This window comes from Adhaeribacter aquaticus DSM 16391, from assembly GCF_000473365.1.
Taxonomy (GTDB): Bacteria; Bacteroidota; Bacteroidia; order Cytophagales; family Hymenobacteraceae; genus Adhaeribacter; species Adhaeribacter aquaticus.
On record NZ_AXBK01000003.1, the window covers coordinates 18,698 to 40,885 of the forward strand.

19 protein-coding genes and 1 pseudogene are annotated in these 22,188 nt (G+C 39.4%); 4 read left to right on the plus strand and 16 right to left on the minus strand.

The annotated features are described in order from the left end of the window. Positions 1 to 49: 49 nt before the first annotated feature. The gene (locus ADHAQ_RS0101335) at positions 50 to 643 is read right to left on the minus strand and encodes a TetR/AcrR family transcriptional regulator (RefSeq protein WP_026461398.1); all 594 of its coding nucleotides are present in this window, start codon (positions 641 to 643) and stop codon (positions 50 to 52) included. 417 nt (positions 644 to 1,060) lie between these two features. Here ADHAQ_RS0101335 and ADHAQ_RS0101340 point away from each other — a divergent pair, with 417 nt between their 5' ends. Continuing rightward, on the plus strand, positions 1,061 to 1,291 hold the full coding sequence (locus tag ADHAQ_RS0101340; protein WP_157433312.1) for a hypothetical protein: 231 nt from the start codon (positions 1,061 to 1,063) through the stop codon (positions 1,289 to 1,291). Between the two features lie 285 nt (positions 1,292 to 1,576). On the opposite strand, the gene ADHAQ_RS0101345 is transcribed toward ADHAQ_RS0101340, so the two are convergent. The 12 genes from ADHAQ_RS0101345 to ADHAQ_RS0101405 all read right to left on the minus strand — a co-directional run bounded on the left by ADHAQ_RS0101345 (position 1,577) and on the right by ADHAQ_RS0101405 (position 16,897). Further along, positions 1,577 to 2,383 carry a DUF4249 domain-containing protein gene (locus ADHAQ_RS0101345; RefSeq protein WP_026461400.1) on the minus strand — a complete coding sequence of 269 codons (807 nt, stop codon included), beginning with the start codon at positions 2,381 to 2,383 and terminating at the stop codon, positions 1,577 to 1,579. Then, a complete protein-coding gene (locus ADHAQ_RS0101350; protein ID WP_051359640.1) occupies positions 2,380 to 4,731 on the minus strand; it encodes a TonB-dependent receptor in 2,352 nt (783 codons plus the stop codon). Before ADHAQ_RS0101350 ends, ADHAQ_RS0101345 begins: the two co-directional genes overlap by 4 nt. Before the next feature lie 233 nt (positions 4,732 to 4,964). After that, a complete protein-coding gene (locus ADHAQ_RS0101355) occupies positions 4,965 to 6,095 on the minus strand; it encodes a BamA/TamA family outer membrane protein (protein WP_084523698.1) in 1,131 nt (376 codons plus the stop codon). Between the two features lie 347 nt (positions 6,096 to 6,442). Continuing rightward, positions 6,443 to 7,585, minus strand: coding sequence for an MBL fold metallo-hydrolase (locus ADHAQ_RS0101365; protein ID WP_034256480.1), 1,143 nt, complete (start codon positions 7,583 to 7,585; stop codon positions 6,443 to 6,445). A 55-nt stretch (positions 7,586 to 7,640) separates the two neighbouring features. Further along, positions 7,641 to 7,907, minus strand: a complete 267-nt coding sequence (locus ADHAQ_RS0101370) for a phosphopantetheine-binding protein (protein WP_084523694.1) — start codon at positions 7,905 to 7,907, stop codon at positions 7,641 to 7,643. A gap of 86 nt (positions 7,908 to 7,993) precedes the next feature. Beyond that, the gene (locus tag ADHAQ_RS0101375) at positions 7,994 to 8,593 is read right to left on the minus strand and encodes a TetR/AcrR family transcriptional regulator (protein WP_026461405.1); all 600 of its coding nucleotides are present in this window, start codon (positions 8,591 to 8,593) and stop codon (positions 7,994 to 7,996) included. 194 nt (positions 8,594 to 8,787) lie between these two features. Beyond that, positions 8,788 to 11,967: an efflux RND transporter permease subunit gene (locus ADHAQ_RS0101380; RefSeq protein WP_026461406.1), complete on the minus strand. Its 3,180-nt coding sequence runs from the start codon at positions 11,965 to 11,967 to the stop codon at positions 8,788 to 8,790. A gap of 38 nt (positions 11,968 to 12,005) precedes the next feature. Then, positions 12,006 to 13,058, minus strand: coding sequence for an efflux RND transporter periplasmic adaptor subunit (locus ADHAQ_RS0101385; RefSeq protein WP_026461407.1), 1,053 nt, complete (start codon positions 13,056 to 13,058; stop codon positions 12,006 to 12,008). Positions 13,059 to 13,070: 12 nt separating this feature from the next. Further along, entirely contained in the window at positions 13,071 to 14,423 is a 1,353-nt protein-coding gene (locus tag ADHAQ_RS0101390) for a TolC family protein (protein ID WP_245590559.1), read from the minus strand. A gap of 67 nt (positions 14,424 to 14,490) precedes the next feature. Next, on the minus strand, positions 14,491 to 14,985 hold the full coding sequence (locus tag ADHAQ_RS0101395; RefSeq protein WP_034256470.1) for a GbsR/MarR family transcriptional regulator: 495 nt from the start codon (positions 14,983 to 14,985) through the stop codon (positions 14,491 to 14,493). 209 nt (positions 14,986 to 15,194) lie between these two features. Next, positions 15,195 to 16,160 (minus strand): nucleotidyl transferase AbiEii/AbiGii toxin family protein, encoded by a 966-nt coding sequence (locus ADHAQ_RS0101400; protein ID WP_026461410.1) that lies wholly within the window; start codon positions 16,158 to 16,160, stop codon positions 15,195 to 15,197. Continuing rightward, a complete protein-coding gene (locus tag ADHAQ_RS0101405) occupies positions 16,157 to 16,897 on the minus strand; it encodes a DUF6088 family protein (RefSeq protein WP_026461411.1) in 741 nt (246 codons plus the stop codon). Before ADHAQ_RS0101405 ends, ADHAQ_RS0101400 begins: the two co-directional genes overlap by 4 nt. Before the next feature lie 1,226 nt (positions 16,898 to 18,123). Here ADHAQ_RS0101405 and ADHAQ_RS0101410 point away from each other — a divergent pair. After that, a complete protein-coding gene (locus ADHAQ_RS0101410) occupies positions 18,124 to 18,492 on the plus strand; it encodes a hypothetical protein (protein ID WP_026461412.1) in 369 nt (122 codons plus the stop codon). Positions 18,493 to 18,552: 60 nt separating this feature from the next. Further along, complete coding sequence (locus ADHAQ_RS0101415; protein ID WP_026461413.1) at positions 18,553 to 18,732, plus strand: hypothetical protein; 180 nt, start codon at positions 18,553 to 18,555, stop codon at positions 18,730 to 18,732. Positions 18,733 to 19,945: 1,213 nt separating this feature from the next. On the opposite strand, the pseudogene ADHAQ_RS29015 reads toward ADHAQ_RS0101415, so the two are convergent. Next, positions 19,946 to 20,086: pseudogene (locus ADHAQ_RS29015) on the minus strand (IS982 family transposase); the annotation flags it as partial. Positions 20,087 to 20,705: 619 nt separating this feature from the next. Next, a complete protein-coding gene (locus ADHAQ_RS0101425; protein ID WP_026461415.1) occupies positions 20,706 to 21,335 on the minus strand; it encodes a sterol desaturase family protein in 630 nt (209 codons plus the stop codon). Between the two features lie 155 nt (positions 21,336 to 21,490). On the opposite strand from ADHAQ_RS0101425, the gene ADHAQ_RS0101430 reads away from it, so the two are divergent. Next, positions 21,491 to 21,676, plus strand: a complete 186-nt coding sequence (locus tag ADHAQ_RS0101430; RefSeq protein ID WP_026461416.1) for a CNNM domain-containing protein — start codon at positions 21,491 to 21,493, stop codon at positions 21,674 to 21,676. A gap of 264 nt (positions 21,677 to 21,940) precedes the next feature. Here the strand turns inward: ADHAQ_RS0101430 and ADHAQ_RS0101435 are convergent, their stop codons facing one another. Then, positions 21,941 to 22,186, minus strand: a complete 246-nt coding sequence (locus tag ADHAQ_RS0101435; RefSeq protein ID WP_026461417.1) for a hypothetical protein — start codon at positions 22,184 to 22,186, stop codon at positions 21,941 to 21,943. Between the last annotated feature and the right edge of the window lie 2 nt (positions 22,187 to 22,188).

Sequence of the window (22,188 nt, forward strand, 5' to 3'; positions counted from 1 at the left end):
AAACATTCTAACAAAATATGTATTTTTGTCGATTTTTAAGGAAAAAATTTTACTTTAATCCTTTTATAAGGATATCTACCAGCCACTTAAGCCGGTTTTCCAACCCACCCATGCCATTAAAGAGAATTATTTCCTGTTCAAAACTACGAAAGGCAATAACCAGGGTTTCCACTAGAAACTTCTTATCCTCTTGATGAAGTTTAGCGATTTCTCCTTTTTCTATGCCAAGAGTAAATATACCATTCACCGCTTCAAATTCTTCCTGCAATAGCAAACGGTTAAGCGTGAATACTAATTGTTCCTGCTCATTCAGGTCTTTCATTATATTAGCATATTCCATAGTTAAAACCTTTAACCGCTTCAACTTTACAAGATTGTAAGCAAGCAGGTTTTCGGCTAAGGAGGCTTTCGGGTTTATTTTCTCTTTCGCTAATTGAATAATACCCGTAAACTCAGTAATGGCAAATGCCTCAAAAACTTCGGTTTTATTGCCAAAGTAATGATAGATAGTGCTACGGCCTTTTCCTGATGCTTTGGAAATATCATCCATGTTCACTTTCGTGTAGCCGTAACGCCGGAAAACTTCTTTCGAAGCCTTCACAATGTTTTCTTTTACCATCTCAAAATTTGCATCAGATTTCATTCGACAAAATTATAAATTATGTCGAAAAATAAAAATAAATTTTTAATATTTGGAGGCTGTTTTAAATAATAGGAATTAGTGTAATAGGATCTGAAAGTCATAAACAGAGGAGCTAACCAAAAAAATTACGATACACTATTCAACCGATCTAACAAATTCTATTGGGATATAGAAGAGAAGTTTTATTGGCGCAACGGAAGAGACAACACAATTAGCGTTTAATCCCCGGTGTTTAACTTACTTAAAACGGGCCATTAATAGCAGTGGTCGCCTATGCGGGGCGAAAGTTGGCAAGTACTCTATTATTATTTCTGCAAATAGCAGGTCCCAGGCATCGAAAAGCAATTATATGAGCTTCCTATGCCTGGAGCAGGTAAAAAAAGAAAAAGAATATTTTTCCACCGCAGCTGTTTTAGATTGCCTGTATATTACAACAGCGGTGGGCGAGGAGGCAAGCAAGAAAATAAAAGGCAAAAGCAGCATTTACTCGTCGATATGCAAGGTTTTTTGCTGGCTGTTAAGGTTAGTTTAGCTGGGGTAACAGATAGACAGGGAGCTCAGGTAGTTTTAGTAGAACAGACCGATTACAATGAAGTAAGGTTAAACAAGTATATGCAGCTGGTGGCTTGGGGAAAACTAATAAAATAGGTTCAGAAGCTGTTTAGTATTATCCTCAATATTGTTAAAAAGAAAGAAAGTGCTGGCTTTTCTGTATAGCCAAAACGATGGGTAGTTGAAAGAACATTTGCCTGGATTATTAAATGTCGCCACTTAGCCTTAATCAGGAAAGAATAACCACTACATCTGGAGCTTTCATTTTTATTCCAATGTACCAGCTAATACTAAACCATTACAAAACTAAAATAGGTAAACCCTATCTAAGATTAATATAAAACTTTGTATTTTCCTGAAATGACAAATAAAGGATACATTTTATATCACTGTTATACTTGCTGATGTTTCGGCATGGGCGGAAAAATAACCCAATGCATTATTACTAAAATTTCCGGTTGGATTTGCTGGTGATGCCGATTGGCTGCTGCCTGCTAAGTCTTCTTCGCGCAGGAACCTGAATACATTTTCATCAATAGTTTGCAGCACAATAGTTACAACATCGCCAGATTTTAATTCCTGATCACGATCAAAAAAGTTAAAATTAACCAGTTTACCATCCTGAAATTCATCGTTCAAATAGAATAAATCAGCGGAAGCCTGCCCATTTACAGTATAAATAGCTCTATAATAATTTTTTATGCCGGCGGGATCTTGAAATTTAATCTGGGGAAATAAATATCCACTTCTAAATTCAGACTTTTCTATCGAAATTTCATTAATTGCAATGGGTTGTGGCATACGGGAGGCTGCTTCATACGTTTGGCCGTTTGCAGTTACTTTCAGGAAATAATTACGCCCTGGTAGCCCTTTAAAGTTGGTGGTTTTATAAAATCCTGCCCCAGCTTGCCTTAAAATTTCGGAGTTGCCGGCATTATCACTTATGATAACCTGGGCATTATCTATAGTAGGAAAGGTATTGGTTTGATTAAAACTTATACTCTGAGAAAGCAACACGGAGTATGGTCCTGGCCCGTCACTGATATTGGCTTCAATTATAATTCTGGGATCAGCTTCTTTCAGGTCAATATCCAATACTTTTTCGCATGCAGTAGCTACAAGTAAAACAACTGACAATAGCGTCCGGAATAATTGCTGCCTGGAAATTTTATTTCTTTTTATTATCATTTGAATTTAAAATTATAGCTGAAGGAAGGCACCATTTTAAATAGCGCTATCTGAATGGCTTCGGTCCGGTTAGGATCGGTTTCGCTGGGCTCAAATTGAATGATATAAGCATTTTCGCGGGCGTACAGGTTGTAAATAGAGAATGACCAGCTTGACTCAAATTTATCGGTTTTCTTGCGGTTCCATGTGGCGCCAATATCCAACCGGTGGTAAGGTGGCATCCGGTAACCATTCCGTTCGGTATAGAGGTTTTCTACGCGGCCATTTATGCGGTATTTACCACTTGGGAACGTAATGGCATTGCCTGTATTATAAATAAAGGTAGAAGAAAAAGTCCATTTTTCGTTTAAATTATAAATACCTACTAGTGATAAATCGTGGGTTCTGTCTTGTTTAGCCGGGTAATAATTACCATTATTTATAAACTCAAACTGGCGCTCCGACCTGGATAAAGTATAACCCACCCAGCCGTTAAACTTGCCATATTTTTTTTTCAGGAAAAACTCTACGCCATACGCCCGACCCGCACCAATCAATAATTCGCTTTCAACATTATCGTTAAATTCCAGCTGGGCGCCATTGCGGTAATCAAGCTGGTTTTGCATTTTTTTATAATAAACCTCCGTCGAAAACTCATAAGTGTTCTCTTTAAAATTGCGGAAATAACCAACTGAAACCTGGTCTGCCAGTCCAGGCTTTACAAATGGCCCGGAAGGCAGCCATAAATCAGTAGGGCTTCCCGCCGTGGAGTTAGATAATAAGTGTAAATATTGCGCATTACGGCCATAGGCCGCTTTAACCGAATGTTGGTCGCTTAAAATATAACTAATAGCAAGGCGTGGCTCGGGGTTAATATACGTTTTTACAAACTCTCCGGAAGTAAAATTTGTGGTATCAACAGGGTCGCCGGCTGCATTGTTGGTATAAAAATCACCGGGGCCCAGCACACTAAAACCCGAAAGCCGCAGCCCATAAGTCAAGTTAAATTTTTCGTTAATTTTATAGTCATGCGACGCATATAACGCATTTTCCAAGGAATAACGATTCGGCAACTCGCGGCTGTTAATGCCTGAAGCTTCACCGGCCGAAATAGCGCCGGGCACGATTTGGTGATGGATGGCATTCAAGCCAAATTTAAAAGTGCTGCGTGCGCCTGGATAATATTCAAAATCCTGTTTAAAATTCCAGTCCTGGATGCGGGAAATAATATTGAAATCGGCGATGCCGGCATTAATATCAATATTATAATTATAGTTACTGAAAATAAGCGACGTATTAGAGAATAATTTCTCGCTAAAAAGATGGTTCCAACGCATAGTTCCCGTTGAATTTCCCCAATCGAAACCGAATAAATCTTTAAAGCCCAGTACATCTTTCCCGAAATAGCCTGACAGATAAACCCGGTTGTTTTCGTTTATTTTATAGTTGGCTTTGGCATTTATATCGTAAAAAAATAAACGGGAATCACGAACTGAACTATCGGACGATAGTTTCAGGAAAATATCGGCGTAAGAGCGACGAGCCGATATAGTAAACGAACCTTTGTCTTTTACAATCGGGCCTTCTATATTTAGCCGCGATGAAATTAAGCCAATGCCTCCGCTCACCGCAAAATTCTGGTTATTGCCATCGTTCATTTTAATATCCAGCACCGACGACAACCGGCCCCCGTATTCGGAGGGCATTCCGCCTTTGTAAATCGTTACATTTTTAATGGCGTCCGAATTAAAAACCGAAAAGAATCCCAGCAGGTGCGAGGCATTATATACCGGGGCTTCATCCAGCAATATTAAATTTTGATCGGCACTGCCTCCCCGTACATAGAAACCGCTGTTTCCTTCTCCTGCTGATTTAATGCCCGGAATCAGTTGCATGGTTTTAATCACATCCCGTTCCCCCATTAAAACCGGTATAGTATTTACTTCTCGCATATCCAGGCTTTCCACTCCCATTTGGGTTTTAACCACGTTCTCGTTTTGGCGCCGGCTGCTTATTTCCACCGTTTGCAATTGGTTTTCCTGGGCGGTAATAATAAAATCGAGCTTGGTATTTTGCTTTAACAAGATGGTCTTGGAACTTGGCACGTAACCAATGTATTGGGCAATAATAGTATAATTTCCAGCGGGAATGGAAAGGGAAAAGAAACCATAAGCATTGGTAGAAGCTCCTAATGCAGGCAGCTCTTTTACCACAACAGTAGCGCCAATCAGTTCTTCGCCGGAGCGGGCATCCCGTATATAGCCGCTAATGGTATAACGGGCATTTTGTGCCGAAACGTTGGAGAAAATCAACAGGCAAATGAGTAAAGGCAACAAATATCGAATAGAATTAGGGAGATGAAGCAACATAGGAGTAGTAATAAATATTTAGGCAAAAGTACAGCTTAGAAATGCGATTAGCTTGATTAAATGATAACTATTCGACGTTTTCAAAATCCATTAACATATGTTATATCCTTCTCTTTTTATTTTGGATCTGATAATTACCTAATAGAAAAGCTATTTTTAAGAAGCCGTTACGGCTTTCAGATTTACTAGCGACCCTAAACACAACAACTTTAGTTATCCTAGCACTTAGTAATTTATAAAGCTTCTCCTATAAAAATATAAAAGCCAGGTTTTTCTTTGGTAAAGGCAATGTCAAAACGAGTGAAAATATCTTTTTTCGGGAATAACAAAAAGCGTACCCCTCCGCCACCTGAATACACCAAATCTTTAGCTGATAAATTAGCAAATTGATTGAAAACTGTGCCAGCGCTGCCAAACACCGCCGCTCCCCATCTTTTGGCAAATGGTAAAGGCAACAAACGGTATTCTACCTGGGCTGCTAATTGATTGTTGTCCCGGAAACGCCCCAAATAATAACCCCGGTTTATGCTCTCACCACCCAATAAGGCTAATTGGTTAAAAGGAATATCCCCAGAATTAAACTGCCCTAAAACCTGCATGGCCAGTACATCTCGTTGATTAATGCGTTTGTAAAACCGGTTGTCTGAAATAACAGAAGTAAAGGAGAAATCGCTTCCCCAACCATTATGGTATCTTAAAATGGCCAGTTCGGAGAAAATGCCTTCCCGTACATTAAGGACATTATGGCGCTTGTCATAGATAAGTCCTGCCCCTAAACCCAGGTTCGTATACCCCTTGCTGCCGACTGGTAAAGTGATAGGTTCGTCAGAAGAGGATATAAATTTAACCGAGCTTAATCTCTGGAAATCTATCTCCGGTCCCAGGTAAAGATTAGGAAAAATCCGGCGCAGGGCCCGTTCTTTCATTTGCAGCTGTCTGGCATCTATCCGGGCTATATACTCAGCCGGCGAATCTGGACCTATCCCATAGTAAAGCATCGGAAAGCTCTGGAAGCGGAAGCGCCCCGGGAAAATCCATTTATTCTGATGGGAATAAAGGGCATGGTCGAAATACATGCCGTATTGATTTTCCAGGGTAAAAAATGTAAACCCGTTTATTTCACTCAGGCGGTTAGTGGTATCTTGCCGCGCATAATACACATAAAGGCTACTAAGGCCAAATTCCCAACTGGTTTCCGGCCCGTAAGCCACAGTAGGATAAGCCAGAAACCTGGGCTTAGATATAGCCGTGGTGTCGTATAGTAGTTTTTGCACGTACTGCTTAACAAAGCCGGGTACCTGGCCAAAAGCAGGAACAGTACTGAAGGATAGATATACAATAATGGTCAGAAAACCAGTTTTCATAAAGGCTTTAAGTAACGTGAATTTGTTGAGCATAAGCTGGTAAAACATAAAAACTTAGGGTACATCAGTTTAACCAAAAATGAACCCCAGCACTAAAAGGTAGAAAGCTGTGAATAATCGAAAAGGCTCTCGTCGGCACTAAATACTGTTTAAATGATTAATTAACTATTTACATTTTATCTAAACTGCTAAAAATTTTCAACCACAATAGCTTTTGTTTTACTACTATGAGAGCTAAAATAACCCAGTTTGTCCCCGCTGCTATTTTTTCCGGAATGGCAGAAATAGCCACAGACTGACACATGGCTGGGTCTAAACTCAACTAATCACCCTATACATCTTCCTTTTTAATTTGCATAGGGTGGCGGCGTTTGCCACCAACGACTGGTTGGTAGTTTTTGATTTAAAATAATCGTTTCCCCTATTTGGGGTGTGGTGACCGGCACCTGTAAATGCTGAGCCTTTACCATAAGTCTTTGAATGGGTTCGGTCCAGCTATGCATGGCTAGCGTAAAAGCTCCCCAGTGGATAGGCATGAGCACTTGGCCTTTCAGATCGAGATGGGCCTGTACGGTTTCTTCGGGCATCATGTGTATGTTAGCCCACAGTTCATTGTACTGGCCGCATTCCAGCAAGGTAATATCGAAAGGACCGTATTTGTCGCCAATTTGTTTAAATCCCGGAAAGTAACCCGAGTCGCCACTGAAAAATATAGAATCCTGCTTTCCCTGGATTACCCAGGAAGTCCAAAGTGTTTTCATTCGGTCGCTGAGGCCCCGACCGGAGAAATGACGGGCAGGCGTGGAGATTAGTTTCAGCCCTCCTAATTCGACTTCCTGCCACCATTCCAACTCGGTAATTTTAACGGCGGGTACCCCCCAGGCTTCTAAATGAGCACCAATTCCCAGCGGCACAAAAAAATGGCCGGTTTTATCTTTTAATTCCTGAATCGACCCGTAATCCAGGTGGTCGTAGTGGTCATGCGAAATCAAAATAGCATCGATGGTGGGCAAATCAGCTATATCAATAGGGAGGGTGTTGCTAAACCGCTGCGTACCCACAAACGAAACCGGCGACGGTGAGCTTCCCAACATCGGGTCCAGTAAAAGGCGTTTGCCATCTATCTCTACTAAAAAGGCAGAATGACCAAACCAAGTGATTCTGGTGAGAGAATCACTTATGCCGGCAAAACGCCGGGGATCCATTTTTTGCACAGGAATAACCCAGTTGGGCTTCTGGTTTTCATTTTCGTTTAAGGTCTTGGCAATTATTTTCAGAAAACCCGATAAGCCTATATTCATATTGGTTTCAACCTGATTCTGAAATCGGCCATCTTCGTAAAGGCGCGATTTTTGCATAACCATTAAACGATGGCCAGTTGCTTCGCCGCCAAACTGGGGCGAAACATTCAAAAATATAACACCGCCTACTCCCAAAAACAATATAAAAGCGAGTAAAGTTAGGGTGGTCCTTTTTAATATTTTTTTCATAATAAGTCCCCTGGTTAGTAAGCCAAAAGCGGGTGCAGCCATAAATAAAAAGGTTTTATTGGGTACCCAGCGGCGCAGATGTACCTTTATCCTGGATAAAATAAACAAAATCATCTACTGAGTTTAAGGTCACCTCGTCGGGAATGGTAATTTCAAATTTTTTCTCTATTACCAGAATGATATCAATTAAATCAACTAAATCGAAACCAAGTTGTTGAAATGATTTGGTTAATATACGCGAGGTTGGGATGCCTTTTTGCCTGTGAATGATTTGAGCTATATCTTGCCGAAGCAAATGAGATTGATACGTTACCATGGGCATTTATAAAAATCTGATTTAATTAAAAGAAAATGGAATGAATTAACGGAAATCCAGCTTTGATTTAGCCAGGATAAATAGACAAAAAATTACAAGTGGCAATATTTTAGCTTTACCTGGTTTAAAACGATAATACCATCCGACGAAACAAGACCTAATAGAAAATGTTTAAGGTTCAACTGGTAAATATCCTGCCGGTCAAATTCCGACAGCGGGAATAATTCAGAGTTATAAATTATTTGAAGTTGTCCCAGATATAAGCGGGCCGTTACCTTTGAATTTACATCGGGGCGGTACAAACCACTTTGGATACCCCGCCAAAAGTTGGCTTGCAAAAGCTGGATAATATGTTCCTGCTTGTATTCCTGCCAGATTAGATATGCCTGATGATGATATTTTTTTAAATCATAAAAAAAGGCCTCATCCAAATTCAGAAGCTTTTGAATAGCCGTATTAATAGTACTGCAAAACTCATCGATGGCATTTGCTGTAGTTTCGGTGCAGATATGCTTTATTTCTTCTAAAAAAGTAGTTAGGCTTTCAGTTACTAACTGATCTTTATCAGCAAACCATTTATAAATTGTTTTTTTAGAAATACCTAAATCTTCGGCTATATCATCCATTGAAATGGATTTAATGCCGTATTGCCGAAACAATTCAAAAGCTCGCGTTAAAATCCTTTCCTTCATCGCTTTCTACTCTCCAAAATAAAATCATATTACTTTAAGCGCCGGTGTATTTTTCTCAAGTCTTAAACCAAAAGGTTTATTACCGGATATTTAAAGTATTGGTAATCAATAATTATTAAGTTTCTTCGACTTTAATAAGCCGGGTGCAGCAAAACAAAAGGACTCCGCTGCACCCGTGACTTTTTTAAAGAAAGTTAATAATTAGTGCTATGCGCCATTTTCTGTTCTTCCATCAGGGCTGTTTCGTGTTCCAGTTCTTCCAGGGTTTTTTCTTCCAGTTCAATCTTGGTAGATTTATCCAGGCCAAACTTCGCCAGCACGCGGTCGAATAAATAATAGATAATAGGAACGACAATCAGGGTCAGGAACATGGAACTACTCAATCCGCCAATCAGGGCCCAGGCTAAACCATTTTTAGAGGCAGCCACAGCCCCACCCGCTAACGCAATCGGTAACATACCAATTACCATGGCCAGGGTAGTCATCAGGATAGGACGGAAACGGATCCGGACGGCTTCAATCAAGGCCTCTTTTACGGGCACACCTTCAGATTTAAGCTTGTTGGTAAAGTCAACTACCATAATGGCGTTTTTAGCCACTAAACCAATCATCATAATAATCCCCAGAATAGAGAAAATACTTAGTGTTTCGGATGATAAGGCCAAAGCTAATAAGGCCCCAATAATTGCTAGTGGAATGGAGAACAATACCACAAAAGGATACACGTAGCTGTCATACAAGCCCACCATAATCAGGTACATAAAAATGATAGAAGCCAGTAAAGCAACGCCCAAGGTACCAAAACCTTCGGACTGGTTTTTCATGTTTCCTTCGTAGCCAATGGTTACGCCGGTCGGCAATTTCATTTTTCCTAAGCGTTCCTGAATTTCGGCACCCACAGAACCTGCCGGACGGCCTACCACAAAGGAATTCACATTTACAGAAGTTACCCGGTCGGTACGTTCCAGTTTTGAAGGCCCGGAAGCCTGACGGATATCGGCAAACTGACCTAACCGAATTAACTGGCCGGTATTATTTACAAAAGATAAGTTAGATATATCGGTTACATTGCGGCGGTCGAACACATCCAGGCGGATATTGATATCGTAGTTGTTCGTGCCTTCGCGGTATTCGGCATCGGTGTTACCGCTAAATGCCACCTGCATACCGGCGCCCACGCTTTCCAGGGTTAGACCCAAACTCGCCATTTTATCGCGGTCCACGGCTACTTCAATTTCGGGGTTTCCGCCTTCCACGGAAGTTTCCACATCCGAGGTACCCTGTACCTGTACCACCTGGTTCATGACGCGCTGTGAGAAATTAAGCAAGGTATCTAAATTAGGGCCCGATAATACAATCATAATAGGGGCTTGCGCACTACCTACCATTCCTACAGGCACCGGCGTAACTTTTATGCCCGATATTTTACTTTCGATATCGGCTTTTACAATCCGGCTGAATTTCTCGGTACTAAAATTACGTTCTTTTACGTTTACCAAGGCTACGAATACTTCTGATTCATAAGCGTTGCCCTGGCCAGCCTGCGATGAAGAGGTGGCACCAACCGTCGTAAATACTTTTTTGATTTCGGGATATTTCTGAAGGTAGCGTTCTACCTGCGATGTAGCCTGATTGGTTTGCTCTACGGTAGCATTCTTAGGTAATTCCAACTGGAAGTTCACCTCGCCCCGGTCACCGTTGCCAATAAACTCACTCCCAATAAATCCACCCGGAATTAGCATAACCGAGCCAATAAAAGCACCAAACGTTAACAGGATGACAATAATTTTGTGGTTAAATGCCCAGCGTAAGGTACTGGTAAAGCCATCAATAATCCGATCAAGCAAACGCTCAAAACCCAAAATAAAACGGCCGAATATATTTTTATCGGATAAATGTTCTAAGCGCGAAAAACGGCTGGCTAATAAAGGAATCAAGGTAAAGGCAACAAATAAACTGATTAAGGTTGCTACCGCTACCACCACCGCAAACTGGCGTAAAATATCTGAAACTAAACCGGTAGAAAGCGCCAGCGGCACAAATACAACCACAATTACGAGCGTAATTGAAATAACCGTAGAAGAAATTTCGCGGATACCATCGTAGGACGCCTGGGCCGGTGTTTTACCCATTTCCATATGCCGATAGATATTTTCAATTACCACAATCGCATCATCTACCAGGATACCCACCACCAATGATAAAGCCATTAAGGACATCAGGTTCAACGAAAAACCAAATAACCAGATAGCAATAAACGTAGCAACCAGGGATGCCGGAATGGAGACCATTACAATAATCGCGTTTCGGATACTGTGCAAGAACAGTAACATTACCACGGCTACCAATATAATTGCTAATACTAAATCGTGCATAACAGAATCAGCGGCTTCTAAGGTAAACGTAGAACTGTCATTTGCAATGTTAAACTTCAGGCCTACATTAGCATAAGTTTTTTCCAGTTGCGCCAGCGTTGCTCTGGTTTGCTCACTTACCTCCACGGCGTTAGCATCTGATTGCTTCTGAATGGTAATACCAACTGATGGGTTAGAATTAATACGGCTTAAAATATCGATATCTTTCTGTGAATCCTGTACTTCCGACAAATCGCTTAAGCGCACCACCCCTCCGGCATTTTGTCGGATGATTAAATTATTTAGCTGGTCCAAGGACTGGAATTTACCAGCCAGACGAATCTGCGTTTGGCCGTTTGCATCTTTAATTTCACCGGTCGGAAAGTCTAAGTTAGAGTTCCGGATGGTTTGCATTACCTGTAATATGGAGATACCATAAGCTTCCAGTTTATTGGCATCAATATTTACCTTGATCTCCCGCTCCTGGCCACCCAATATTTTTATAGCGGCCACCCCCTGGGCACGGGACAATTGTGGTTTAATTTGCTTATCAATTAAGTCAAAAAATTTGGTAGCCGGCATATTGGCCGTGGCACCCATTTTAATAATCGGTAAGTCGTCGAAGTCAAATTTTCCTAAGGTTGGGGCATCGGCATCCTCGGGTAAACGGGCCAGAATGGCGTTTACTTTCCGCTGGGCATCCTGCAAACTTAAATCTACATTCGTGCCTTGCTTTAAATTGATAACGATAATGGAAAAGCTTTCCTGGGATGTACTTTTTATGGTACTTACGTTTTCCAGCGACGAAATCGCGTCTTCAATTTCCTTTGTAACGGAGTTTTCTACTTCATACGGCGAAGCACCGGGATATAACGTGGTAATAGTTAAAACCGGCGGGCTAAACTTTGGCAACAGCTCATAGTTTAATGACCGGTATGCAGTTACCCCTAGTAAGGTAAGTACAGTAAATACCACCACTACTATTGTAGACCGTTGAATTGATATTTTAGTAATATTCATTTTCTCTTATTATTTAAATCTTATTCCGGAGAAAAGCCTTACATGGCCGATACTTTAACCCCGTCGCGTAAGTTAATTTGTCCGCTTTGCACTACTTTCTGGCCACTGGCTAATCCGTCGGTAATTTCTACCTGGTTTTGTGTTACCGAACCAATGCGTACTTTTCTTAATTTGGCAATATTATTTTCTACCACGTAAACCGACGGATCCTGTAAACTACCTACAATGGCTTCGCGCGGCAATAAAAGAGCCTGGCGGGTATCCGGAATCTCGAATGCCGCGGTGCCGTACATACCAGCCCGCAAGCTATTTTGTGCCGGATTTTTCACTTCAATTTCCACGTCGTATTTCAAAGAATTATCGGCTTGAGCAGCAATGGCTTTTACCGTTCCTGAGATATCTTCGCCGCCACCAGCATTCGCTCTAACTTTTACCGGCTGGCCTTTTTTAATCAATAAAACCTGGCTTTCATCTACCTTCACATTCAGTTTAAGGCGGTCTACATTTACAATGTCGTACAGCTTCGTGGCGATTCCTAAATAAGAACCAACCTCCACATATATTTCGTTTATTTCTCCGGAAATAGGTGCTGTAATACGGGTTTTATTTACGCGCTGGCGGGCAGCTACCAATTGGGCTTGGGTAGAATTTACCGCTAAACGGGCTTCTTCCAGCTGACGTTTAGTAATGGCTTCACCGGCAGCTAAATTCTCAAAACGGCCTAAATCGCGTTTCGCTTTTTCGTAATTAGCCTGTACCGTAGCTAAATCAGCAGTCATGGTATTAGCTTCAACCCGCAGTAATAAGTCGCCCGCCCGCACACGGTCGCCTTTCCGTTTTAAAACTTGTTTAATCTGGCCGGTTGTTTCGGACATTAAGGATAAAGTCTGGATTGGCTCAAAATTTCCCTGCGCGGTAAACGATTTATCAATTTTACCCAACTTGGGTTCAGTTAATTGCACAGAAATGGCATCACTTTTAATTTCGGCTACGGCGGCTTCCGTGGCCATTTCTTTTTTATTATCGATTAACTTGTAAGCTACTAACCCAACCAGTGCTACGGCAACCAGGATATAAATAAATTTTTTCATTTTTGTTTTATGCTATTTTATTAATGTTTTTAATTCTCCTTTGGCTTGTAAATAAGTTAATTGTGCTAACTGGTATTTAAGCCGTTCGTTGTTCAGGTTGGTTTGTGCTTCCCGTAAGGCCACTTCGGTTTCTAATAATTCAGTAAGCGGCGAAAGGCCCTCTTTATATAATTCGTTTGTGTTTTTATAAACATCCTGGGCCAATCTTACATTCCGTTCCTGTGCTTCAATAGACCGTAGGCTGGTTTGTATTTGGGTAACCGCGTTGCTTAAAGCCAATTGGGTATTGCGGGTTAACCGGCTGATATCCTGGTCAACTTTTTCTACCTCAATTTGGGCCTGGCGCATTTGATTTTTGCGCTGGAAACCATCGAAAATGGGGACACTTAACCGCACTCCTAAATTAACTGCTTTGAACCAGGGCTGGGTGCCATCAAAGAAATTAAACTCATTTCGCTGCGCTGAGGTATTGACAGCCCCAAACCCCGAAATCGAAGGATAATAGCCTGATTGGATATTTTTTACGTTCAGTTTGTACAGGTTTTTTTGTACATTTAGTAATTTATAATCCAGACGGGTGGCCAGAATAGCTGCGGCATCCGGACTAGCTGGAATTTCGGTATTAATTACTGTAGTAGAATCTACTACCTCCAGTTTCTGGTCTATCGGTAACCCCATAAAAAATTTGAGGGCATTCTGCTGCTGCTCGTAGTTAGCAACTAACGTCTGGCGCTGATTTTCCAGGTTTATTTTATTTACCGTTACCCGGTTTACCTGTACTTTGGTGGCCACATCATTTTTATACTGCAGGGTTAAAATTTTCTCCAGTTGCACCAGCCGGTTAAAGTTGGCATCAATAGTATTAAATTGTTGTTTGGTTTGCAGCAATTGTAAATACGCTGAGCTGACGTTGTAAATAACTTCTTCCTCGCTCATTTGCGTACGCAACTGATATAAATCGCGGGTGGTATTGGCGGCCTGTAAACCCACAAAAAATGATTTCCGGAAGATTAACTGGTTTAACTCCAATCCCCCCTGGGCATTATACTTCGTGCCAAATTGCACCGGAATTAAGGTTCCGGGCTGACCGGCCAGTTCGCCGGGCAATAATTGTGTGGCTAAAGCCGGGAAAGCGGTTAAGGTACCATTGGCAGCAAGTTGTGGCAAGCCGGAACCTTTTGTTTCTTTTATTTTATATTCGGCACTTTTCTGGTCCAGTAACGCTTTTTTAATAATTTCATTATTAGATATGGCAAACTTCAGTGCTTCTGCCAGGCTTAGCTTGGCAACCGGTTCTGCGGTTTGGGAAAATGCCGGCCATGAAGCAATAAGCCCCAGTGCCAGAGTTAAAATTTTCTTATTCACGTTAATTACTAAATAGTTTTTGAATATTTTAGATTGTTCAGGAATAAATGAACCAATGAAGTAAAAATTAGTTTTTATTATTTTTTTCTTTATTCCATTGCTGCAAGAGTAAAGGCAATTGTTGGAAAATATAGTCCATGAAATCTACCATTTCTTTTATGCTCGCATTATACTCCGGGGTTTCTTTGGTGCGTATGGCTAGCACCTCTCGCATGAGCACATTAATACCAGCCATTACTTCTATTTTATGCCGGAATTGTTCGCGCCAGTTCGATACCTTCAACCGGAAATAACGTCTTCTATCACCGGAAAAGGTAATATATTCTAACCGTTGCATCTGTAGTAACAAGTTAATTCCGTTACTTGTAGCGCTTTTACTTATTTGTAAGGCTACGGTTATTTCGTCAAAAGTAAGCTGTGGATTATCTGACACGTACAAAAGCCCCAATATTCGGGCAGCCACAGGTTGTAAACCCTCGCCTTCGAAGGTAATGCCTATTTTTTCAATTAAATTTTTTTGTTTATCCGTCAGCACTATTTTGGGCTTACAATTAAAAACCATTATTTTTTATTTACTGTTACCCTTACTTAACACTGCAAAGGTAATACAAGGTTCACCAAGTTCAAAATTTTAAGAACTAATTTTATGGTGAATTTTATAGTCTTTGATTTTTTGTTGTTGGTTAAGGAGCGTTACCTGTAAAATTTTATGGATAAAAACTAATGCAGGATGATAGGAAGCTGGGCTTCTTGTAAGGTTGAAATATCTGCTTAAGCATCAAAATTCTTTAAGCGGGCGGCAATTTGCGCTAATGAGTTCAATATTTCCTCTTGAGGTGGTAAAGCACCATACACCAATGATTTAAATTCACCCATATAAGTGGGCAGGAGGAAAGGCCAGCTCTTAAGAGGATCCTGAAATAAAAGGTATTCTCTAAGTGGTTCAGAAGACCAAACTCCCTGGAATTCGCTGCTGCGGGCATCGTCTACCTGTACTGCCTGAAGGCTCGTAAAGAAAGCTTGGCTATTTAAAAAAGAATTTATCTTAGGCTGCTTCAGCAAAGCATTTAAATCATAAACGTGCCTGATTTTAAGCCGCAAATCAGTCATAGGGTCCGGTCCATACGAAGCCCGTACCAAGGCCATTACCTTTTCAGTAAAGGTTCGTTCCAAGCTCACCACATTTACTTCAAATGGTTGCAGAGTATATTGCCGGATGAATTCAAACAGATTACGCTGCGCCAGAAACTGGCCGATATAAGAAGATACCGGCAGGTGCTGGTGGGGATTTGGGCTGGCAAATGCATTAATTTCCAGTAAAATGGTATTGCTGGCCTGTCCGAATGCTGCGTCGGCCGGAGCACCATAATCATGCACCGTTTTGCGGAACCGGGAACCCTTACTGGTTACCGGATCACCCGGAACCTCGGATAAATCTTTTGTAATTTCCTTCCCGATTTTACTTAGAAGGGACCGGACCTGATTCCCCGTCATACTTTCGGTAGCATTTATAGCCAGGTCAATATCCTCCGAAAACCGTTCAATTAGGTTATACGCCTTGGATAAAGAGGTACCCCCTTTAAAAATAGCCTGGTTTACATAAGGAGAATGGGCTAAACGGTACAACACCAAAGTAACCCAATAATCTTTCCGGATAAAGATTTCCCGGATGTTTAAAGCCTGGGCAGCAGCAGTAATGGCATCCTGAAATACTTCCGGATTCTGGTGTAAATTCATATTATGCGCCAGTTTTTTTTATTGGGTAATACCTGCTCACTCATGCCCAAACGGTATTGACTAAGCGGGTTAAGCTTTTTTCTTAAGGGTTTTGCTGCTTCCGAAAACCCCAGAAATTCCAGCAAAGCACCGGTTAAAGCAATGGTAGCGGGATTATAGGTTTGCGCTAATTCAGCTAGACGCAGGATAGCAGTCAATTGAAAACCGGCCAATCGCCGCAACAGGATACGACAGGTTTCGTCGACGCTGGTAGCTGGTATTTTTTTGATGCCCCGGAAGGCATCCAGAATTTCCAGTTGCGGAATATCGCTCTTGTTAAAGATGACCGGACGTTCCGTAATAGTTATTTTGGTATTTCCGACGGCAACAGACCGTTTGCGAAGAGTTTTCTGCGAGGGACGGGTAACCAGCGTAACGGCTTTTGGAATTTGCGTAGTCAGGCCCAACCGGTTGTATAAACCAATACCACCTTCATACATCACATTGCCCTTATCCAAATGAACCAGAGAAGCTATGACATCGCTTTCCTGGGGTTTCAGTGAACCGAATAGGGTTTCTTTAGGCTTAAAGTAATGTCCTTTGCCGTAGCGGGTAATAACCCCCTGGCGGGCCAGGCGGCTCAAAGCAGCCGCTAAAGCCCCGAATTCTGCTGCTGCAAGCTGGAATTGGCTATAGGTAATCAGCTGGCCAGCCGGCATGTCGTCTATTTTTTCCTTTACCTGTTGCATGATGCTCATGATCTTACTCCTGTCTATTAAGCTTACTATCTATAGCAATTGCTCTTTGAGTAGCGCAAAGATAGTTGTTAGTATTATTTTGTCAAGTTTATTAACATAAAAACTTAACAAATGGTTACATTATTCCATTAATCATAATAAGGAGCTCATATCCAGTAGCATCAAGAGGAACATTGTCACCACTAGTTAAAGGGGAGGAAGCCAAATCAGTTACAAAGTGCTGAGATCAATCAAGTTGAATACAGCGGTCTTAAACTTAGACGTCCTAGGGCTAGGTGTTTTACATTTATGGACTAAGTAAATAGAAAAGAGCAAAGCTTATTAAAAACCCATGATTTGGACAAGTAACAGAAAATAAATTCAGGCAAGTTAAAACGTAATTTGGGAAGATTTAAGACATCAACATTATCCTATCAAATAATTCTATTTACAAGATAAATTATTAAGGTTATAAATTTAAAAATTAGGTGTAGAAAATAGGCAAATGGCTTAAAAATTCTAAAAATATTTGCTATAACATTCCCCCTTTACTGCCCCTGAAATTTATGGACTATCGCAAATATATTGCTTATAACCAGATGTCAATTGCCGAGCAGGGAGCCATCTTTTCTTTTTAATTCAAAGGAGCATTGAGAGAAAAATCAGCAAAAGTTTAGTACAATTGTGTCATCGATGATGACACAATTGTACTAAACAATAACTTCACCCTACGCTGCTTACACAAGTTACCTGAATCTATATACCTCTAGACCAATTGTCTGTAATACCGCGAGTAGGAGAGGCTGTTTCCTTACCTTTTCTTTCCTTATAGGAAGTAAGCCAGGTTCTCAAGGAAGAAAGTACTAATTATACCATACGACAACTATATCCTCTATTATGGAAAGTTGTGGAAGTCTATCAAAACGAAGGAGACTTGCAGGGAAATCCCTTTTATTTAAGTTTATTAAGTTAAAAGGCAGTAAGGTTTTTTTAAACGTTCGGCCCATCTTGCGACAGGCCTTTTTCATAGTTAATTTTGCATATAACAACCTCTTATTATTTTCAATAAGAATTATTTTGTAAAGGGTTAAATCTATACAATTATTACTCGATTTATTCTGCCGGTAGAAGATTATAAATTCTTCTAAAAACCCAAGTAAAAATTTATTTCCTTCAAGTATATCAAAAGGTTTTTATCGTATAATTAAATTAATAGGTCATATAATGTTTCTAATATATTTAATGTTATGATTTTGAATAAGTTATTGCTTCCCCTTCTTTGCCTCCTTATTTCTTTCCCTATCCAAGCCAAGGATTTGCCTGATATGATTGAGCAACAAGCACAGGTTCTAACTACACATATGGCCACTGATCTGAACTTAGATTCTCTCACCTATAAATACCTTCAAAATTTAAACAGGGAGAAATTAATTAAGCTTCATGAACTTCAGAAAATGCAAGAAGCCACAGAAGAGTTAAAGCTTAAAATAGTAGAGCAACTAACCTTGGAAATGGATAACCGGTTTAAAAAGATGCTCCAGCCTGACCAGGTAAATCTGTATGAAAATAAGAAAAAGGAACTGCCCTTTTATTCTACTCTCATTAATTTTAAATAAGTAATTTTAATTTATATTAAATAAATAGGGGCCTAAATAATAGCTACCAATTCTTGAAGTATGATATCAATTGATGAATATAAAAAGGCCGCAAAGTTCTTAGAAATATTAAAAAACGCTGCACCTGATACGCTGGAAGCCGCTATCTTAAAAGCATCGACCAAAACCGTTGCACAATTTTATCAGGAGAATTTCTGCAATGAAAGGTATGCACTTTTAAAAGAAAGCGTGCTTAGGTAATTATAAATTACAAATAATTTTATTCCCTATAGACCTTCTTATTAGGATTAAAGCCTGGTTGCCTTAAAAGGCCTTACCTAAGGGAGTGATTCCGGCTTTTAATCAGACCCCTGAAAGAAATCTAACATTAGATATAATCTACCTGAATTATTTTAAGAGTGTTGCAGGGTGGTTAATTTCATAACCTGTGGCTCTATCTTCGTTAGGTAGTCCTGAAGCTCTTCCTGATAGGCAACCATATCGGCTCTTCTTTATAGGTAATGTAAGAGCATAATCTGATCTTCACATTCTTCCAAAGTAAAACAATAGATATGCTCTAGCTTTAATCTGTTTTCAATCTCTGCCAGCATGAATTTATTTTGACTTCCTTTAATAATTCAACCTTGGATTAGTTTGCAACATTAACTACTTTATAAATCCTATCAAATAGGAGAAATACGTAAATGGTTCCCAGTAAAAACAAAAAGCACCCATTTAGTAGAGTGCTTTTCAAACAGAAAACAGTTAAAGCTATTGGTTATATAGCCTAATTACTGTCATATTGTTTATATCCCCTTTTTGGGTTATGTGAGACTTATCTTTTACCTCTTTTCTTAAACCTTCAGTATTAATTATCTGAGCATTGTTCACTGACCAAGCTTTATCACTTGTACTCCATTTCGCTATACTAATAATAATAATCAAAAGAGCGACTTTGAAAGTAGGTATAATGTTATCCTGTATTTTATTTACCATATATTATCCTAATCATCAGACATATACCCTCCAAATCATCAGAATGGATATAACGAAAGAGTTATAGTAAATGGTTCCTTTATTATTACTACACTTTCAAGCGGTAATTCTGAGTAGCTGTTTCATTTTAAATAATAAATTAAATTTTGATGCTACAAATATCTATCCTGTAATTAATAAATACTAAAGAGAATATAAATTAAAATTGTTAAATCATCGATAATCAAATAATTGTAAATTAACAAGAATTTTAAAGGAAAGTAAACTGAAAGGGAATCAGGGGTTTGTTATAAGTAACATGTTATAGTATACAAAGATTTTTACTGGAAAGATGTGGTATTAAACCTAATAGAGAGGAGTTGGTAAAATTCTATTTAACATCCTATCTTTGCAAGGAGTATTGAAGAGGTTTTTTTTCCCTTTTGTAAAACTGCTTGAGAAACAATCTAAATCAGGATTAATTAACTCAAGTTGCGAGCTAAGAGATAATTTGGTTTAGGGTATAAGCGAAAATAAAGAGTATAATTTTAAGGATGAAACCTTTAGGGGTAACGGCATGGATTTTTTTTGGGAACAGGCTAGTGATGCCAGAGAAAGTAGTTTCAATTTGTTTCCGGAATTGCCATTTTTATAATTACCGTATATAAAATACAAGAATTAGGGCAAGTAATACGGTAAGTACGATATAAACGGTATAGATCATGTCATACTTAAATGTACTGCTTCGTTTCCCTAAAAATATACGTTTCTCTTGCTGCCTTTTATAAATTAATTCATAATGGAGTAAGAAAACAATTCCTAATAAACCAGACCAGACCAATAAAAATATAAGCAATAGCTCAACCATTCTAAAAGAAAAAAGCAGTAATTAAAACAAGAATCCAAAATTCATATTGGCCAGCTTTTCTTCATCGCCAATCCCGAAAGTGGCACTTATAAGAGTATCCTTAAAAAATTTAAACCAAACGCCTCCGCTTTTACCTTTATGCCAATAGTCAAGAAAACCGGAAGGAATATTATAATCAAAAAATACTTTTCCCTGGTCATATAATGCCAGTACCCCATCGGGGTAGGAACCAGGAAATGGTAGTTGAACAAAGGTGTCCGGTCCTCAAAATTAGTGAAAATACTGCTACGTCCGGCAAAGTAGGTTCTCTGGTTGCAGTTCTTTTCTCAAAGTATTAATTACAAAGTCATAACAGGATTCGATCATAGTTTTATTGAGAAAAGTCTAAGACCTATTTATTTAGCTTAGCCCATTTATTGCTGGTTCCGGGCATCGTATTAAAAATCCAGTCCCAAAGCGGGGAAGATACCCCAAAAGCCACTTCCGGGGTATTATAATGATGGATGCTGTGGTGAATCCAGAGGATTTTAAGAAAATTTTTGGGTGGAGCATAAGCATGTACCGCATAATGTACCAACAGGTACATGGCATAGCCAAACAGAAAGCCGGATAAAAGCCCGAAAACCAAGTGGCTAAAAACGAAACGGAAAACAAAAAAGAACCCTGAGGCTATTAACAAACTTACCAGCGGGGGCATTGCTAATCGTTTTTTATCTTTCGGGTAATCATGATGGTTGCCATGAAACGTATATTGCACTTTCTTTTTTAATTCTGTATCCGTATTCATATGAAATACGAATCGGTGCGCCACATATTCTACCAGGGTAAATAAAAACCAACCTAAAATAAAGAGCCCAATAGCTGATAATACAGATAAAAAACCATAAATAAAACCAATATACACCAATCCAATTGCAATACTAACAAAGATAATTATGGGCACTCCGATGGGAGTATAAGTAAGTTTTTCCAGAAAAGGATTATTAAATAACCGGGCTTTCCCTTGATGTCGAGGCTTCATAAAAAATTATTTGCTTTGCCTATATACGGTTAATTCTACTTATAAGTAAAAGTAAAAATCAAAATAATAACACAATGCCAAGGTGAAAGCACCTTCTGAAATTTGGGATTTACGTCAACACATATCCTGTAATTTGCCGGCTTTAAAAATTAAAAATGGAAATAATCATCATATTTATATTAAGCCTTTTAAATGGATTTTTTGCGCTTTCAGAAATCTCCATCATTTCGGCTAAAAAAAGCCGCATTGAACAGAAGGCGATAGAGGGCAGCAATGATGTTCTTGAGATTATTGAAGAGTTTAAAATAATGCCGCCTATAAAAATATTAACCTTCAGCTAATTGGGCTTGAAAAACATTTTAAAATAACTTACTAGTACTTGGTAACTCATTCAAGTTAGTTTATAATGATTCAGGCCTAGGATGTAAAATGGTATAGGCCAGGTCAAAATATGAAAGGCATAATCTATTTAACATAAATAATATTATAGGACATTTGGTAAACTCCTGAAATAGCTTTACACTTTAAGTACAAAGTTATGAATAATAGGAATTTAACCGTATAACCTGTTAAGTATTTTCAGGAACCTACCTAATAAATTGGAATTATGAAGCTGTTATTTTTTGCGTTTTATTTGATTTGGTGAGCAATTGTTCTAAATCTGCCAAGCTTTTTTCCGGCACCTGGCACCGCATTACTTCCTCAATAAAGGTAACTAAATTTTGCAATTGCAAAGGATTTGAAACATCAAAATAAGGGGAGGCTAAAAATTTAGATTCCAGCTCTTGATTAGTAACGTGAACAATAAATTCTTCCTGGGTATGCAGTAAAATAGATTTTGCCGTTTCCATTT